General features: G+C 67.7%; 13 protein-coding genes. 2 read left to right on the forward strand and 11 right to left on the reverse strand.

Annotated features, from left to right (window positions below):
• Positions 1 to 147: 147 nt before the first annotated feature.
• The gene (locus tag ABS88_RS04135) at positions 148 to 1,164 is read right to left on the reverse strand and encodes an amidohydrolase family protein (protein ID WP_234002468.1); all 1,017 of its coding nucleotides are present in this window, start codon (positions 1,162 to 1,164) and stop codon (positions 148 to 150) included.
• Between the two features lie 167 nt (positions 1,165 to 1,331).
• Between ABS88_RS04135 and ABS88_RS04140 the strand changes: the two genes are divergently transcribed.
• Positions 1,332 to 2,288 carry a LysR family transcriptional regulator gene (locus tag ABS88_RS04140; RefSeq protein ID WP_104959849.1) on the forward strand — a complete coding sequence of 319 codons (957 nt, stop codon included), beginning with the start codon at positions 1,332 to 1,334 and terminating at the stop codon, positions 2,286 to 2,288.
• Positions 2,289 to 2,404: 116 nt separating this feature from the next.
• Here ABS88_RS04140 and ABS88_RS04145 read toward each other — a convergent pair whose 3' ends face one another.
• The 10 genes from ABS88_RS04145 to ABS88_RS04185 form a co-directional block, all read right to left on the reverse strand.
• Positions 2,405 to 3,793, reverse strand: coding sequence for an amino acid permease (locus ABS88_RS04145; RefSeq protein WP_076076790.1), 1,389 nt, complete (start codon positions 3,791 to 3,793; stop codon positions 2,405 to 2,407).
• Positions 3,794 to 3,819: 26 nt separating this feature from the next.
• The gene (locus ABS88_RS25010) at positions 3,820 to 4,551 is read right to left on the reverse strand and encodes an aminotransferase class V-fold PLP-dependent enzyme (RefSeq protein ID WP_353745040.1); all 732 of its coding nucleotides are present in this window, start codon (positions 4,549 to 4,551) and stop codon (positions 3,820 to 3,822) included.
• Positions 4,552 to 4,803: 252 nt separating this feature from the next.
• A complete protein-coding gene (locus tag ABS88_RS25015) occupies positions 4,804 to 5,070 on the reverse strand; it encodes a hypothetical protein (RefSeq protein ID WP_353745041.1) in 267 nt (88 codons plus the stop codon).
• Positions 5,060 to 6,502: an aldehyde dehydrogenase family protein gene (locus tag ABS88_RS04155; RefSeq protein ID WP_234002469.1), complete on the reverse strand. Its 1,443-nt coding sequence runs from the start codon at positions 6,500 to 6,502 to the stop codon at positions 5,060 to 5,062. The genes ABS88_RS25015 and ABS88_RS04155 overlap by 11 nt, the downstream gene beginning before the upstream one ends.
• Positions 6,499 to 8,127 (reverse strand): thiamine pyrophosphate-binding protein, encoded by a 1,629-nt coding sequence (locus ABS88_RS04160; RefSeq protein WP_076076795.1) that lies wholly within the window; start codon positions 8,125 to 8,127, stop codon positions 6,499 to 6,501. Before ABS88_RS04160 ends, ABS88_RS04155 begins: the two co-directional genes overlap by 4 nt.
• Before the next feature lie 98 nt (positions 8,128 to 8,225).
• Complete coding sequence (locus ABS88_RS04165; RefSeq protein ID WP_076076798.1) at positions 8,226 to 8,903, reverse strand: fumarylacetoacetate hydrolase family protein; 678 nt, start codon at positions 8,901 to 8,903, stop codon at positions 8,226 to 8,228.
• A 10-nt stretch (positions 8,904 to 8,913) separates the two neighbouring features.
• Entirely contained in the window at positions 8,914 to 9,831 is a 918-nt protein-coding gene (locus tag ABS88_RS04170; RefSeq protein ID WP_076076801.1) for a hypothetical protein, read from the reverse strand.
• A 25-nt stretch (positions 9,832 to 9,856) separates the two neighbouring features.
• Positions 9,857 to 11,608: an LVIVD repeat-containing protein gene (locus ABS88_RS04175; protein ID WP_076076803.1), complete on the reverse strand. Its 1,752-nt coding sequence runs from the start codon at positions 11,606 to 11,608 to the stop codon at positions 9,857 to 9,859.
• A gap of 33 nt (positions 11,609 to 11,641) precedes the next feature.
• Positions 11,642 to 14,071: a TonB-dependent receptor gene (locus ABS88_RS04180; RefSeq protein ID WP_286749143.1), complete on the reverse strand. Its 2,430-nt coding sequence runs from the start codon at positions 14,069 to 14,071 to the stop codon at positions 11,642 to 11,644.
• Between the two features lie 272 nt (positions 14,072 to 14,343).
• A complete protein-coding gene (locus ABS88_RS04185; protein ID WP_076076809.1) occupies positions 14,344 to 15,888 on the reverse strand; it encodes a M23 family metallopeptidase in 1,545 nt (514 codons plus the stop codon).
• A 273-nt stretch (positions 15,889 to 16,161) separates the two neighbouring features.
• On the opposite strand from ABS88_RS04185, the gene ABS88_RS04190 reads away from it, so the two are divergent.
• Positions 16,162 to 17,618, forward strand: a 1,457-nt coding sequence (locus ABS88_RS04190; RefSeq protein ID WP_286749144.1) for a helicase-related protein, incomplete at its 3' end; no start/stop codon positions are given.

The following is a 17,618-nucleotide window of genomic DNA, read 5'->3' on the forward strand; positions in this document are numbered from 1 at the left end:
GGGGTGGGCAGCGACGGTGCAAAGGCCCACCCCGCTGCGACTAACGAACAAGTTCGTAAGTCTCGCTGCCCCTCCCGCCTGCGGGAGGGGAAACCAGGGAATGTCTCAAACGACCGCTTCCCACCCCAAAGCCGACATCGGCAATGGTTACAGGTTCAGGAAGGCCCGCGCATTGCCGCTGAGGATCTTCGCTTTCTGCGCCGCCGACAGTCCGTCGTGCTCGCGCACAAGCGCGCCGATGTCCTGCTCGCCGAGCGGGAAGGGATGGTCGGAACCGAGCAGGATGCGGTCCTCGCCCATCACGTCGACCAGCAGGCTGAGCGCGCGCGGATCGAACACGGCGGAATCGACGAAGAAGCGGTCGACATAGGTCGACGGCGGGTTCGGGCAATCGACGCGCACGATGTCGCGGTGCTTCCACGCATTCTCGACCCGGCCGAGCAGGAAGGCGAAGCTGCCGCCGCCGTGGCCGAAGCAGATGCGCAGGCTTTTCGGCAGACGCTCGAACGCGCCCGACAGGATCAGCGACAGGATCGAAAGCTGCGTTTCCGCCGGCATCGCGACGAGCCAGGGCAGCATATATTTGGGCATGCGCTCGCGCGCCATCATATCCCACGGGTGGACGAGCACCGCCGCGCCGACATCGGCGCAATGGGCCAGGAAGGTCAGCAGCCCCTCGTCATCGAGGTTGCGCAGCCCCATGTGGTTGCCGATCTGCACGCCCAGATGCCCCGACGCGACCGCGCGGCCGACTTCGGCGCATGCCATGTCGATGTCCTGAAGCGGTACCTGCGCCAGCGCCTGCATCCGGTCGGGCGCATGGGCGCAGAAGGCGAGCGCCGCATCATTGAAGCGCTGCGCCGAATCGAGCGCCTGTTCGGCGGGGCGGCCGTAGCCGAACATGATCGGCGTCGCGCAGATGATCTGGAGGTCGATACCCTGCTCGTCGAGCGCCTCGATGCGGCGGGCGGGATCCCAGAGGATGTCCTCGACCGGGCGAAACGGCTTCGTTCCCGACATGATGAGGCCGGTGCCGTCGCCGGCGTCGCGAAGCCACGGCAGCCCCTCCGCCTCCGCCTGCGCGCGATAGGCGGCGTCCATCGCGGGGAAGAAATGGCTGTGCATGTCGATCACCGCCGCTGTGTGTGATGCCTGTCTGTCCATGCGTATTCGCGGCGCTCCCCGTCCATCGGTCGATTACGACCGGCGGCCGGTTCCGGGCGCGGGTCGAATACCCGGGTAGCCGGGGTTTGCTATCAACAATAATCTCCAGACTTGTCCTCGCTATTATAAAATGGCTATAACTGTATCAGGCCGCCCGGGGGAGCATCATGCCAAAATTTCACGAGAATTTTCTGCTGAGCCGTCTGAAGCTCCGCCAGTTGCGGCTGCTCACCGCGATCGCCGACGAAGGCACGGTGCTCAAGGGATCGCAGGCGCTGAACATCGCCCAGCCGGCGGCGACGAAGAGCATCAAGGAGCTGGAGGACGCACTGGGCGTCCAGCTGTTCGACCGCTCGTCGCGCGGGGTGACGCCGACCGATTTCGGCGAGGTGATGATCAAGCATGCGAAGCTGATCCTGACCCAGCTTCGCCACGCGAGCGAGGAGCTGCAGTCGCTGGAGGAAGGCCTGTCGGGCCGCGTCCATGTCGGCACGCTGCTCGCCGCATCGACGTCGCTGCTGCCGCGCGCGCTCGCCCGGCTGCGCGAGCGGCGGCCGGGGATCGCAGTGACGGTCGCCGAGGGCACGATCGACCGGCTGATGCCCGGCCTGCGCACCGGCGACATCGACGTCGTGCTCGGCCGCCTGCCCGAATATCGCGAGCGCGAGGGGCTGAAGCAGGACGTCCTTTATCTCGATACGGTGTCGATCATGGTGCGCGCCGATCATCCGCTGGCGGCGCGCGACGCGCTGAGCCTCGCCGAACTCGTCGACCAGCCGTGGGTGATGCCGCCGCCGCAGACGTCGCTGCGTCGCCAGATCGACCACGCCTTTCGCCACGAAGGGCTGGAGCCGCCGCGCGACGTGATCGAATCGGTGTCGATCCTGACCAACCACGCGCTGCTGATGAGCACCGACATGCTCGCCGCGATGCCGCACCAGGTCGGGCTGGGCCAGGCGGGACTGGTCGCGCTGCCGGTGACGCTGGAGGGCGCGAGCTCGCGCATCGGCGCGACGACCCACGCGCATGTCGAGCTGTCGGCGGCGGCGCGCTATTTCATGGGCGTGATCCACGAGATCGCGGCCGAAATCCGCGCCGAACTAGGGCAGGACACGGTCAGCTAGAGTGTTTTCAAGTCAGGTGGAATCACCTGACGACTCGGAAAACACGGCAAAACAAGAATCCAGAGTGCCGGTTTTGATTCAATTAAAACCGAACGCACTCTAGGTTCGACGCGAAGCTATGCGGATTCGAACGTTCCCCGCGACCGCGCCATACGGCGCCAGACCAGATAGGCGGCGGCGATCAGCACCAGCCACGGTCCGCCGGCGAATACCGCCACCTGCCAGTCGGCATGGAGCGCCATCGTCACCGTGATCGCGCCGAGCAGGACCAGTCCGAGAATCTGCGCATAAGGAAAGAAGGGCATGCGCACCGGCAGATCGGCCCCCTGGTGCCGCCGGCGGAAGCGGAGGTGGCTGACGAGGATCGCGCTCCACACCAGCAGGCCGCCGAACAGCACGATGCCGAACAGATAGTTGTAGGCGAGCGGGGTCAGGATCGACAGCGAGGCGGCGGCAAGGATGCCCGCGCCGGTGACGGCGGTCGCGCGCATCGGCACATTCTGCGCATTGAGCTGCCCGAGCGCGCGGGGCGCATAGCCGCCGCGCGCGAGCGAGAAGAGCATCCGCGAGCCCAGATAGATGCTGGTGTTCATCGCCGACAGCGCCGCCGTCGCGACGACGAAGTTCATCAGCCCCGCCGCATAGGGGATGCCCGCGCTCGCGAACATCTTCACGAACGGGCTTTCGGTGACGACCTTCGCGCCCGATTCGGTCCATGGCAGGAAGGCGACGATGATGAACAGCGCGAGGATGTAGAAGAGGAACAGCCGCGCCGCCATCGTGCGCAGAGCGGCGGGGATCGCGACCTTCGGGTCCTTGGCCTCACTGGCCGTGCCGACGACGAACTCGAGCCCCATGAAGGAGAAGAGCGCCATCAGCACCGCCAGCCAGACGCCCAAAAAGCCGTTGGGCAGGAAACCGCCCGCAAGGCCAGTGACATTGTGCAGCCCGATGGGATCGCCGACGATGCCCAGGATGCGCGACAGGCCGACGACGATGAAGGCGACGATTGCCGACACCTTGATCACGGTCAGCCAATATTCGACCGATCCGAAATTATGCACCGCGCGCGTGTTGATCCACAGCACCGCCGCGGCGCTGCCGATCGCCCACAACCACACCGGCACGTCGGGAAACCACCAGCTCATGTAGATGCCGACCGCGACCGCCTCGGCGCCGATCAGCAGTACCTGCTGAATCCAGTATGTATAGCGGACGATGAAGCCCATCATCGGCCCGAGATAGATTTCGGCATAGGTGCCGAACGAACCTGCGGTGGGGTGGACGACGGCCATTTCGGACAGGCTGAACACCATGATCACCGCGATCAGCGCCGCGATCAGATAGCTGATGAGCACCCCCGGCCCGGCATAGCCGATCGCGATTCCCGATCCCATGAACAGGCCGGTGCCGATCGCGCCGCCGAGGCCGATCATGATGATCTGCGCCTTACTCAGCCCACGCTCGAGTCCCGCCTCGCGATCGAGATAGGCCTGTTCGTCCATCGTCACTCCCTCCCCTTGCCGCGCGCTCATGTAACGGCGTCGCGTACCTGATGCTCCGGCAAATTCCAGATGCCGCCGTCCATGATCGCCACCAGCCGGTCGACGGCATCCCACACGTCGACGAAGCGGACATAAAGCGGCGTGAAGCCGAAGCGCACCGTGTCGGGCGCGCGGAAATCGCCGATCACCCCCGCCGCGATCAGCGCGCGCATGATCGGATAGCCGTCGGCGTGCGCGAAGGACACCTGGCTGCCGCGCGCCTCGGCCGCGCGCGGCGACGCGAGCGTGAAGCCGTGGCCGGCGCAGCGCTGCTCGACGAGGCGGATGAACAGGTCGGTGAGCGCTATCGACTTCGCGCGGATTGCGTCCATGTCGGCCGACAGATGGATGTCGAGCCCGACCTCGGCGAGCGCCATCGATAGAATCTGCTGGGTGCCGATCAGATATTGGCGGATGCCCTGCTGCGGGCGGTATCCGGGTTCGAAGGCGAAGGGCGCGGCGTGCCCCCACCAGCCGGTGACGGGCTGGAGCGCCTGCCCCTGGTGGCGCCGCGCCGCGAACAGGAAAGCAGGCGAGCCGGGACCACCGTTCAGATATTTGTAGGTGCAGCCGACCGCGAAATCGACGCCAGCGCCATTGAGGTCGACCGGCATCGCCCCGGCGCTGTGACACAGGTCCCAGATGGAGAGCGCCCCGGCCGCATGCGCGCGCGGTGATCGCGGCCATGTCGTGGACGTGCCCCGACTTGTAATGAACATGGGTGATCGCGACCGCGATCGTGTCTTCGTCGATCGCCTCCGCAATCTCGTCCTTTTCACAGAGCCGGACCTCGACCCGCCCGCCGGTCGCTGCGGCGACGCCCTCGGCGATATAGTTGTTGGTCGGGAAATTACTGCCTTCGAGGATCAGAACGCGGCGGTCCGGACGCAGCGCGACCGCGGCCGACAGCACCTTGAACAGATTCTGGCTCGTCGAATCGCAGACGACGACCTCGCCCGGTGCGGCGCCGATCAGCGGCGCGAGCTTGTCGCCGAGCCGCACCGGCAGGTCGAACCAGCCGGCGCTGTTCCAGCTCTGATCAGGCCGGTCCCCCACTCGCGCGTCACGACGTCGTGTGCGCGCGCCGCCGCATCCTTCGGCATCGCGCCAAGCGAATTGCCGTCGAGATAGATCAGGCCTTCGGGCAGGTCGAAGCGATCGCGCAGCGGCGCGAGCGGATCGGCGGCGTCCATCGCCTGACAGGCGGCGCGATCAAGGGGTTCGGCATCAAGCGTCATGGAAACATATCACCTTCGTCTGCGACATTTCGCGCGCGGCGAAGCGCACGCCTTCGCGGCCCATATTGCCCCGCCCCGCGCCGCCGAAAGGCATGGCGTCGAGCCGGTAGTCGGTCGAATCGTTAATTATCACCCCCGCCGCGCGCAGCCGCCGCGCCGCGTGGCGCGCGTTGCGGATCGATTCGGTGAAGATCGCGGCATGGATCGCGTAGTCGGCGCGATTGGCCGCGTCGATGGCCTCGTCCAGATCGGCGAAGCGGAACAGGCTGACGACCGGGCCGAAGGCTTCGCGGCAGGCGACGCGCGCATCATCGGGCACGTCGGCAAGCAAAGTCGGCCGCACCAGCGCCCCGGCGCGCTCGCCGCCCGCAAGCAGCGTCGCGCCGCCCGCCACGGCTTCCTCGATCCACGCCGCGATGCGCGTCGCCTCTCCCGTGCCGATCATCGGGCCGATGTCGGTCGCCGGGTCGGTCGGGTCGCCGACGCGCAAGGCGCGCGTCGCGGCGATCAGCGCCGCCCGAAAGTGGTCGTGGACCGCGTCGTGGACATAGATGCGCTGGACGCCGATGCAGTTCTGCCCCGCCGCGCCGAACGCGCCCGAAACGCAAGCGGCGGCGGCCCTGTCGACATCGGCATCGTCCATCACGATCACCGGCCCGTTGCCGCCGAGTTCCATCGCCACGCGCTTGATCCCGGCCGAACGACAGATCGCCTGCCCAACCCCGGCGCCGCCGGTGAAGCTGATCATCGCCACGTCGGGGTGGCTCGTCAGCGCATCGCCGAAGTCGGCCCCGCGCCCGGTCAGCAGGTTCAGCGCCCTTTCGGGCAGTCCCGCCGCGAGCAGCAGCCGCGCCAGCATGATCGCGACGAGCGGCGCCTGCTCGGCGGGCTTGAGCACGACGGCGTTGCCTGCCGCGAAGGCGGGGCCGAGCTTGTGGCAGACGAGATTGAGCGGATCGTTGAACGGCGTGATCGCGGCGACGACGCCGACAGGTTCATAGATGTAATGCCCCGACCGCGACTCTCCCCCCGGAAAGCCGTCGAAGGCGATCGTCTCGCCGGCCAGCCGCACCGCCTCTTCGGCCGAGAGGCGCAGCGTGTTGACGGCGCGCGCCACTTCGCGAGCGGCGGCGCGGATCGGCTTGCCCGTTTCGGCGGTGATCGCGGCGGCGAAGCGCTCGCCATCGGCTTCGAGCGCCAACGCGGCGGCGTGGAGAATGCGCGAGCGCGCGCCGGTCGGCAGCTCGCGCATCGCGGCGGCGCCGTGCACCGCGGCGGCAGCCGCGCGTTCGACATGGCTCGCATCGGCGCAGGCGACCGCGCCGAGCGCCGCGCCCGACCAGGGATCTATGACATCCATCGTCGCGTCGGCCGCCTCCCAGCGGCCGCCGATCAACAGCGAGCGCGCCGCGTCGAACGCGACATGCATCATGGCTTGTCCTTGCGCAGCACCAGCTCGTCATATTCACGGCTGTCGAGCAGCGCCTCGACGATGACCGGGCCGTCCGCAGTGAAACCAGCTTCGAGCGCGGCACGGAATTCGGCGGGATCGCGCGCGACCGTCACCGGCACCCCGAACAGCGACGGGCCGCCGATCGTTCCCTCAGCACGCACCGGCGTGCCATAGATGGGGTTCGCCTTCTTCTCCTGCTTGATGCGGATCAGCGCGAGGTCGTTGTCGGTGAAGACGACGATGACGATCGGCAGCTTTTCGCGCGCGGCAGTCGCCAGTTCGCCGACCGTCATCAGGAAGCCGCCGTCGCCGAGCACGCAGCAGACCGGCGTATCGGGACGGCACAGTTTCGCGGCGATTGCGGCGGGCAGGCCGAAGCCCATTGCCGACCAGCCGTTGGTCATGATCTGCGTCCCCGGCCGGGGCGTGCGCCAATGCTGGCCGATCAGATGCGTGTGCGCGCCGACGTCGCAGGTCATGATGCCGTCGGCGGGCAGCACGTCACGGAGCACGTCGAGCGCGGCGCAGGGACCGAAACGGCCCTCGCGCCCCTTCAACTTCGCGAACATCGCCGCCCTGCGCTCGGCCAGCGCCGCGAGGTCCCAGGCCTTCGCGGCGGCGGGCAGCGCGAGGAGCGCGTCGAGCGCGGGCGCGATGGCGCCGACGACCTCGGCGGCGACGGGATGCTTGGCGCGGTCGATGTCAGCGGGGGCGACGTCGATGCTGGCGAGCGCGAGTCCGTCCTTCATCCAGCTTTCGTAATTGAACTCGATCGGGTCGTAGCCAACCGCGACGACCAGATCGGCCTCAGCATGCGTCCGCCCAACCATGTCGGACAGTGCGTGGAACAGCACACCCGCGTAATTGGGGTGATCCTCCGGCACCATGCCCTTCGCCATCGGGGTCAGCAGTACCGGCAGGCCGAACCGCTCGGCCAGCGCGAGGATGCGGTCCTGCACCCCCGCGTGGACGGCGCCGAGGCCGACGGCGAGCACCGGCTTCGCGGCGGCGGCAAAGGCGGCGGTCAGCGCATCGAGCGCGGCGGCATCGGGCGCGGGTGGTGCGTCGGGCACGATCAGGCCGATTGCGGCAGGCTCGACCACCTCCGCGCTCATCCCCTGCGGCAGGCCGACATGCACAGCGCCCGGGCGGCCCGACAACGCTATCCGCGCCGCCTGCGCCAGCGTATCGGCGGCGCCGTCGGCCTCGATCCGCATCGTCGCCTTGGTCAGCGGCGCAAACAGCGCCTGATGGTCGATCGCCATCTGCACGGTGCGTCCACGCAAGGGCGCAGGCATCTCGTCGGTCAGCGCGATCATCGGCGAGCGGTCGAGCGTCGCGCCGCCGACCCCGGTCGCAAGGTTGGTCGCGCCCGGTCCGAAGGTGCCGAAGCAGACCCCCGGCACCCCGGTCAGCCGCCCGCACACATCGGCCATGAAACCCGCGCCGCCCTCATGGCTGGTCAGTACGAAGTCGATGCCGTCAGTGGTGCGGATCGCCTCCATATAATCGACCCAGCCGCCGCTCGGCACGCCGAAGACATGGCGCACGCCCATGTCGCGCAGTCCCGTCACGACGTTGCGGGCTACGGTCGTCGATGTCATGCGCGATCCTTCATGCGGGAGCCGGGGTACAGCGCCGGATTAGGCGCCTCCGTCATACACAAATAATATCAAATGCCCTCTATGATATGGCGAACTTGTTATAAGAAGCGGTTGGCAATCGTCCCGATGCCGTCGATCCCGCCCTCGACGACATCGCCTGCCACGATCCGGCCGACGCCCGCCGGGGTGCCGGTGTAGATGAGGTCGCCCGCCTTCAGCTCGACATAGGTCGACAGCTCAGCGATGATATCGGCGACGGGCCAGATCATATCGGCGATATTGCCGTCCTGCCGGACCGTCCCACCCACCGACAGCCAGATTCGCGCTGCAGCTGGATGGCCGACCTCGGCCGCCGGGCGGATCGGCGACAGCACCGCGCTGTGGTCGAAGCCCTTGGCCATATCCCACGGCCGGCCGCCGGCCTTCGCGTCGGCCTGAAGGTCGCGGCGCGTCAGGTCGTTGCCGACCGCATAGCCGAAGATGTGAGACATCGCGTCGTCGGATGCGATATTCGCGCCGCCCTTCGCGAGCGCGACGACCAGCTCGATCTCGTGATGCAGATTGTCGGTGCGCGGGGGCATCGCGATGTCGCCCGCCCCCCCGACGATCGCATCGGCGGGCTTCGAGAAGAAGAAGGGCGGCTCGCGCGTCGGATCGCCGCCCATCTCGCGCGCGTGGTCGGCGTAATTCTTGCCGACGCAGAAGATGCGGCGAACGGGGAAGCGCTCGGCGCTTCCGGCGATTTCGGCGGTGGGGGCGGAAACATCGAAACGCATGGGCAAGTCCTCAGGCTGGCGGATAGAGCGCCGCGCGGCACTTGCCGAGATCGGCGCCGTCGAGGCCGCCTTCCCTCACCGCATTCCACGGGCTGCCCATCCTGTCTTCGGGGCGATACCAGAAGCCATAGAGCTTGCCGTTCGCCGCGACCAGCGTCGCCGCGCCGATGCTGCCCTCTGCCTTCGAATACCAGGCGAGCCGCATGATGCGGCCGAAGATCGTGCCGCGCAGCGTGCCGAGCCCGTCGTTGTAGCAGCCGATAACCTCATTCCCCTTCTGCCGCAGCAGGATCGGGCCATATTCATGGGCATAGACGCCGCCGACGTCCTCGCCGCCGCCCGCCCCGCGCTGGTCGAGATCGCCGATCACGGCGAGGTCCGACAGACGCGTCGAACCGCTGCCCGCCCAATTGCTGTCGATGCGCAGCCGCAGCCAGTGTGCGCGGGCCTCCTTCGGCAGTTTCACCAGCGTCTGCGCGTCGGCCTTGGCCTCGCCCTCGACCAGCGTCTCGAACGGCCCATCGGGCCCGGCGGTCGAGCCGAGCAGCGCGAAGCGCCGCACTGGCGAGCCGTCGGGGGCCTGCGACATCGACCCGTCCTCGCGCACCACCGGCTCGAAGCGATTGTCGAGCGCGACCGCTCGGATCGTGCCGCTGCCCGCCAGCTCGAAAGCGAGCTGGTGCGGGAGGGTGACGGCCTTGTCGGACTGCCAGCCATAGGCCGGACCGCCGTCGACGAGGTTGATCGTCCAGGTCGACCAGTGGCGCGCGGCCTCGCCCGCATCGGCCTCCGCGATGCCGCCCCAGCTGATGTGCAGGATATTGTCGCCGGCAGGTTCGGCGGGATTTGCCACCGGCTTGTCGGCGGGCGCGTTCGAGCATCCGGCGAGGAGCAGCGCCCCCGCCAGCGTCATCATCGCTGTGCGCATAAATCAGGTCCTTTTCGAAGTGGGATTATCGCCGTTCGGGCCAGATGGTCTTCGGCGCACCGAGCCGCGGCTTGCCGAGCAGCGGCGACGACAGCGCATAGACGCCGTTCACCGAAAAGGCCCAGATGATGTTGCGGTCATATTCGGTATAGACCGCGAAGGTCGAGTTGCCGATCGCATAATCGGGCAGTTCGTCGGTCGTCGCGAAGCGCGGGACGAAATAGCCCGCGACCTTCGGCTTTGCCGGATCTTTGACGTCGAAGATCTGGATGCCCGCGTTGTAGAAGGCATAGATGGCGAGACCCTGGCGCCCGCGCTCGGGCTGGGTGAGCCCGCCCGACCGCTTCGGCCCGAAGCTGCCGCGCCGCTGGCAGAAATCGGTGAAGGCCGCGCCGGGCGGCGGCGTCGGACGCGGGAAGGTCGCCGCGACCTTCGGATGCGCGGGATCGCGCACGTCGATCGAATAAATGTCCTTGAACGGCTCGTAGCAATTCTCGTTCATCGGATAGCCGTTCGCGAAGACGAAGCCGGTGCGGTCATACTGGCTGACGTCGACATTGTCGAATTCGGTCCCGGCATAGCTCGGCGGGACGGTGAGATGGCCGAGCGTCTTCGGCTGCGCCGGGTCGCTGAGGTCGAACGTGTAGAAGCCGAGCCCGCCCATGCCGCCGAAGCCGACCTTGCCGCCGTTCTCGACCGGCCGGGTGGTCACGATTGGATAGCGCGACCCCATCCAGCTCGTCCGGTTGCCCGCGCGCGGATTGGCGCGATAGGCGGCCTCGCTGGCGGGGTCGCCGAGCTGCTGGCCGGGCACCGTGATTTGCGACACGAATTTCGGGTTCGCCGGGTCCGCCATGTTCCAGACCTGATAGCCGGGCGAATAGAGATAATCGGGATATTCGGTGAGCGAATAGCTGTCGTCGGGCGCCGCCGAGAGCAGCATATATTTGCCCCCGAACCATGTGACCGCGTCGAGCGCGCCCGATCCCTGCTGCTGCCCGATCGGCGCGTCGGGGTGCTTGGTGTCGGTGGTGCGCGTCGCGATCAGTTCCCACTGGTCGGGGGTCGGACCGTTCATCGCATAGACCTTGAAGCCCTTGAGCGAATTATAGTGACGCTGCTCCGCCACTTTCGCGGGCTCGCGGCGCTTGTCCTCCATCAGGCCGAAGCGGCCGATCTCGTAGGAGGCGACGAGGATGTTGCGCCGCAGCTTCTCGTTCCATGCGATGGTGACGCCGCCGAAATAGTCGGTAACCGCGGAGGCGTCCCAATCCTCGCTCGACCCCTTGGCGCTCCAGGTGCCGCCCTGCGACCAGACGATCTTCGCCTTGCGCGGGTCGGTGACATCGAGGATGCGCAGATAGTCGCGGTCGTGGGTGTAGAGATAGCGCTTGCCGCCGAAATCGACGACATTCGCCCAGGCGTGCCACGGCGATGTCACCGCGGGATAGAAGGCGATCACATCGACGTTGCTGGCGTAGCTGTTCTGATCCCAATGATCGAGCTGCCCCGGAAAGCGTGGCGCATCGGTCGTCAGCGGCGTCGCGACCGGATGGCGGAACGACCCATCGGGGTTCATGCCGTAATCGACGCCCGGTTTCGGCGGGGCTGGCGGATTGTCGGGGGTCATGGTGATCCAGGCCTGCAGCCACGAATCGCGCACATCGATCGGCCCGGGTTCTTTCGGACCCCAGTCCGCCGCAGCGAGCGCCGCCGTGCCGAGCAGCGCGGCGAGGACGGTGCCTGCGCCTGCCATGATCCTGATGCCGCGCTTCATTGCGAACCCTTTCCTGCCTGTTGACCCGCTGCATCATTGCGACCCCGAACCCGATCCGGAGTTGCAATGACAATGATGCCCTAGAAGCGGAACCGGGCCGTCAGGCCATAGGTGCGCGGCGGGATATAGGTCGAATAGATGGTGCCGAACAATTCGAGCTTGCTGGTATAGTTGAGCTCGTTGGTGAGATTCTTGATCCAGGCGGTCAATTCCCCACTTGTCGTCGATGTCGCGCACCCCGATGCGTGCATTGAGCAGCACCTCTTCGTCGAACTTCAGGATCGGGGTGTTCGGATTGTCGAAGAAATTCGCCCCCGTATACTGGAAGTCGGTGCCCGCCACCAGCGCGAGCCGTTCGCTGATCGGCTGGTCGAGGTTCGCCGCGACGCTGAACGCATGCTTGGGAGTGCGGCGGCAACTGTTGCCGTCGAGGTCGGTTCCGTCGTCGTCGATGATCAGCTCGCCGGTAAAGTTGCACTTCGAAAATGCATAGTTGCCCGACAGGGTAAAGGTATCGGTGATCCGCGCCTGGAAATCGAGTTCGAGGCCATAGGCGCGCGTGCCGTTCTTCGCATTGAAGACGAAATTGTCGGGCGGCATCCCCGGCCCCGGCGACAGGAACTGGTTGGTCTGGAGATTGTCGTAGAGCGTATAATAGGCCGCCGCGTTGATGAACAACCGCCGGTCGGCAAGCGCGAGCTTGGCGCCGAGTTCGAAGCTGTCGGCGGTTTCGGGATCGAAGGAGACCAGCGCCTCGGCCGGCGTGTTGGCGTCCTCGCCCGTCCAGCCGCCGGGCTTGTAGCCCTTCGCATAGCGGGCATAGAGGGTGACGTCGTCGCTCGGTTCGTAGCGTAGCGTCGCGCTCGGCAGCCAGGCGTCCCAGCTCCGCGTCTCGCCGACCTGGAAATTGACCGCCTCGCCCTCGAACGACACGCCCGAGCGATTGTTCGAATAGCGCTTGCGGTCATAGGCATAACGCAGCCCCGCCTCGACGGCGAGCTGGTCGGTCAGGTCGAAGCTGACTTCGCCGAAGACGCCGATATTGTCGTTGCGCGAGCTGGTGACCGTGTGGTTCGAGCCGGGCGACGGCGTCGCCGGGATGCCGCCATAGGCGAGCGCGAAGGCGAATTCCTCGATCGCCCCGAAGTCGGGGAAGAGGAAGTTCACATCTTCCGCGCGGCGGATCTTCTCGTGCAGATAATAGACGCCGCCTTCGAGCCGGAGCGGCCCGCCATTGTCCCAGCGCAGGCGCAGTTCCTGCGAGAATTGCTTCACGTCCTCGCCCTTGCCGCTGTCGAAATAGCTGTCGGGGACAGTCGCGAGATAGGTGTCGAGCCCGGCGAGCATCGCGGAGGTGATGTCGGGGGCGTTGGTGGCGGGGTCGAAGGGGAAGTTGAAGAACATCCCCGATCCGTCCTCGCGCGCCGCCAGCGAGCTGTCGCGATAGGCGGTCTGCGAGGTGATGCTGATCCCGTCGCCCGGCTGCCAGTCGATCGTGCCGCTGAGCCCGTACATGTCGCTGTTCTGGAAGCCGGTGAAATTATGCTCGCCCGAGCGGCGCTTCGCGCTCTTGAACGGCGCGTTGCGGTTCGGCAGCACGAAACCGGGCAGGCTGTCGATCGTCGGCGCATAATAGCCGAGGTAGGTCACTTCCTCGCTGTCGCCGGGAACGAGGATGTCGACCCAGCGCGCGCCGTCGCGGTGGCGCGTATAGTCGGCCGACAGATTGACATCGAGCGTCGCGTCGGGTTGCCAGCGCAGCTGCGCGCGCACCGACTGCATATTCTGGTCCTCTTCGTCGCCGCCGCGCAGATTCTTCGCATAGCCGTCGTGCTTGCGCGAACTAGCCGTCAGGCCGAGGCTGACGGTGTCCGACACCGGGCCGCGCATCGACGCCGCGACGTCGATCCGGTCATAGTTGCCGTAGCTCGCCTCGAAGCGCCCTTCGAACGTGTCGCCGGGCTTCTTGGTCACATAGTTGATCAGGCCGCCGACGACGCTCTTGCCGAAACGGAGCGCCTGCGGCCCCTTGAGCACCTCGACGCGCTCGAGGTCATAGAGGTCGAGCAGCGAGCCGGTGCCGCGCGACAGATAGACGCCGTCGACGAAGATGCCGACCGCCGCGTCGGCGCCGGCGCCCTGGATGTCCGAACCGATGCCGCGGATGAACAGTTCGGTATCGACCGCGCGCTCGGCGCTGAGCTTGAGCCCCGGAATGCGGTAGGCGACTTCGGAGAAATCCTTGATGCCGGCTTGTTCGAGCGCGGCGCTGCTGAACGCCTGGACCGAAATCGGAACGTCCTGCAGGCTTTCGGCGCGCTTGCGCGCGGTGACGACGATCTCGTCGCCCGGTGCGGCCGCGGCAGCCTCGTTCGGGGCCGCCTGCGCAAAGGCCGTGCCCGGCGCCGCGAGGCCCGCTACGGTCGCGAGAAGCGCCCAGCGCAGATTTCGAGTGGATGTCATTGCAGCTTACCTCCCCAGCGGCCGGACCCCTCATCCTCGCTCGGGAAGGTGCCCAACCGGCATTGTTGTGTCGCAGGCTGCAAATTAGCGGCGTTCATATATCAACATAATAAATTATGCATGCCCCAATATTCCTTTTTGATTATATCCAAGATTCGACCAGCCAGCAGGCGACGCCGGCCGCGCCGCGAGCGATGGCGGTCGCGCGGTAGCTGCGCACGCGTCTGAACGGAGCGGACGATAGCCGGCGCGTGGATCCGCGCCGCGTCCCGTCAGAGTCCGTCGCCGGCCCGCTTCGAAGCGACGTCGGCGAGCGAGCCGAGCTTCGGCCCCTCGATCTGCTTCGGCGCGACGGGCGCCAGCGCCGCGCCCGGGCCGATCGCGGTCAGCGTGCGGATGCGCGCGCGGAAGGCCGCGAGTTCCTGGCCTTCGAGCTGTGCCTTGGTGACGAAGCTGACCGACATCGGGTTCACCGCATGGCCGTTGCGATAGACTTCGAAATGAAGATGCGGCCCGGTCGACAGGCCGGTCGAGCCGATATAGCCGATCACCTGCCCGCGCGCGACGCGCTGGCCCGTGCGCACCGCGATGCGGCTCATATGCCCATAGCCGGTGCCGGTGCCGCCGCCATGGTTGAGCTTGACGTAATTGCCGAAGCCGCCGGTGCGGCCGGCGACCGTCACCACGCCGTCGCTGACCGCATGGATGGGCGCGCCATAGCCGCCGCCGAAATCGACGCCGCTGTGCATGCGGCGATAGCCGAGGATCGGATGGCGCCGCACCCCGAAGGTCGAGGTGACGCGGCCGTTCGTCGGGCGCACCATGCCGCCGCGCCGTTCGCCGACGCCCGACGCCTCGAACCACTGGCTGCGCCCGTCCTTGGTCCATTCGAGCATCGACAGCTTCGGCTTGCCGCCGCGGATCAGCCCGGCATAGAGCAGCCGGCCCGTCTCGCTTTCGCCCGTTTCGGCGCGGCGATGGTCGACGATGATGTCATATTCGTCCGAGGCGCGCAGGTCGCTGCCGACCGAGATCTGCTTGCCGATCACGCGCAGATAGGCCTGGATCGCCTCCGGCGGCGCGCCCGCCGCGCGCGCCGAACGATAGAGGCTGTCGCCGACCCGTCCGCGGATGCGCAGCGGCGTCGCGTCGACGGCGATCGGGATGCGGCGCATCACCATCCGCCCGTCGATCCGCTCCATCTCGATACGAAGGTCGAAGCGTGCGCGCATCGCCAGCGCCTCGACCGGGCGCGGCATGGTGCGCGCCGCGCGGCGTCCCAGGATCAGGTCGATGCGCGTGCCCGGCGCGATGTCGGACAGCGGCACGGCGCCCGAAACCTGCTGCGCGATGGCCTGCGCCTCCACGCCGCCGACGCCCGAGCGTTCGAGCAGGCGGGCGAAGCTGTCGCCGCGGCCGAGCGTCGCGGCCAACTCGATCTGCGGCCGTTCGGGCGTCTGGGTCAGCGGGCGCACCGCGTCGGTCGCGGCCATGTGGCGGCCCGTGTCGGCGCCGAGCGCGAGCGGCACGATCATCTGCGCGCGCGCCTCGTTGAAATCGGCGGCGTCGAGCGCGGGCGCGCCGCCGATCTCCAGCGGCTTGATGCCGGGAAAGGTCGCGATGGCGCTGCCGCACAGCAGCGTCAGCGTCACCAGCCCGCGCCACCATTCGGCCGAGCCGATATTGGCGCCCAGATCGGGAACGAGGTCAAGACCGGCGAGACGATCGCGCCACGAGAGTGCCGGTTCGGGTTCGAACCCCGCGGGCCGCAGCGGAACGGCCTGCGCCATGCTGAGCGCGGCCGCGTTGCCTGACATCCCGGCAATGGGTTCGTGGCGCTGGAACAAATAAACCCCCGCTCGACGGGCCTCCCGCGACCCGGCCGTCGATGATCTCGTCGGACCGAACGTCTGTAAACAAAGGTCGTTAAAGTCAATTTAATGGCTTCCCCGCGGCTTTTGGCTTGCGGCGAGCCGTGGCCGAGGCGGGCTGTGGCGTGCCCGCCGGCGGAAAAGGCAGGCGAGAGGCGTATCGTGCGGCGATCGGCGGTTGCACCCGCGCGCGCGCCATGCCAGCGTGGCGCCAAGACGATGCCTTTCACCTCCTCCTCCATGGTCAAGGCCGTCCTTGGCCCCACCAACACCGGCAAGACCCATTTGGCGGTCGAACGCCTGACCGCCCATGTCAGCGGCATGATCGGCTTCCCGTTGCGCCTGCTCGCGCGCGAGGTCTATGACCGCGTCGCCGCGATCAAGGGACCTGCCGCGGTCGCGCTGGTCACCGGCGAGGAACGCATCTGGCCGCCCGAGGCGCGCTACGTGCTCGGCACGATGGAGGCGTTGCCGATCGAGCGCGACGTCGCCTTCGTCGGGATCGACGAGGCGCAGCTTGGCGCCGATCCCGAGCGCGGGCACGTCTTCACCGACCGGATGCTACGCGCGCGCGGCCGCGACGAGACGATGATTCTCGGCTCGGCCAGCCTCACCCCGCTGATCCGCGAACTGGTGCCCGAGGCCGAAATCGTCGGGCGGCCGCGTTTTTCGACGCTCAGCTATGCCGGCGCGATGAAGCTGTCGCGCCTTCCCAAGCGGTCGGCGATCGTCGCCTTCTCGGCCGAGGAAGTCTATGCGATCGCCGAGATGCTGCGCCGCTTCGCGGGCGGCGCGGCGGTGGTGATGGGCGCGCTGAGCCCGCGCACCCGCAACGCGCAGGTCGCGATGTTCGAGGCGGGCGAGGTCGACTATCTGGTCGCCACCGACGCGATCGGCATGGGGCTGAACCTCGACGTGCGCCACGTCGCCTTCGCCAGCCTGCAGAAATTCGACGGGCGACGCCTGCGCCGCCTGACCATCGCGGAGATGGCGCAGATCGCGGGTCGCGCCGGACGCCACCAGCAGGACGGCAGCTTCGGCACCATCGGCCTGCCGCAGGGCGGTATGACGCCCGAGGAAATCGCCGCGATCGAGGGGCATCATTTCCCGCCGCTGTCGAGCCTGTTCTGGCGCAACCCGCAGCCGCGCTTCGACACGCTCGACGGGCTGCTCGCCGACCTCGCCCAGTCCCCTGCCCACCCCGCGCTGCGCGCGGCGCCCGAAGCGGTGGACCTCGCCGTGCTGCGGCACCTGGCGGGCGATATCGAGGTCGCGGCGCGCGGCGGCGAGCCGCAGGCGGTCGAGCGATTGTGGGACGTCTGCGGCCTGCCCGATTTCGAGCAGCTCGGCGCCGAGCATCACAGCCGCACCGTGCTCCGCCTGTGGCAGTGGCGCACCAGCGGCGACGGCATGATCGACCCCGACTGGTTCGCGCGCCGGCTCGCGCGGCTCGACGATGCCGAGGGCGACATCGACCAGCTCGCAAGCCGCATCGCGGCGGTGCGCACGCTGTGCTTCATCGCCCAGCGCGGCGATTGGATCGCCGATGCGGCGGGGTGGACCGCGCAGACGCAGGCGCTCGAATCGCGATTGTCCGATGCGCTGCATGCGGCGCTGACGCAGCGCTTCGTCGACCGGCGGCTGGCGCTGCTGAGCCGCGACACCGTCCAGCGCCA

It is taken from the genome of Sphingopyxis sp. SCN 67-31 (assembly GCF_001725095.1).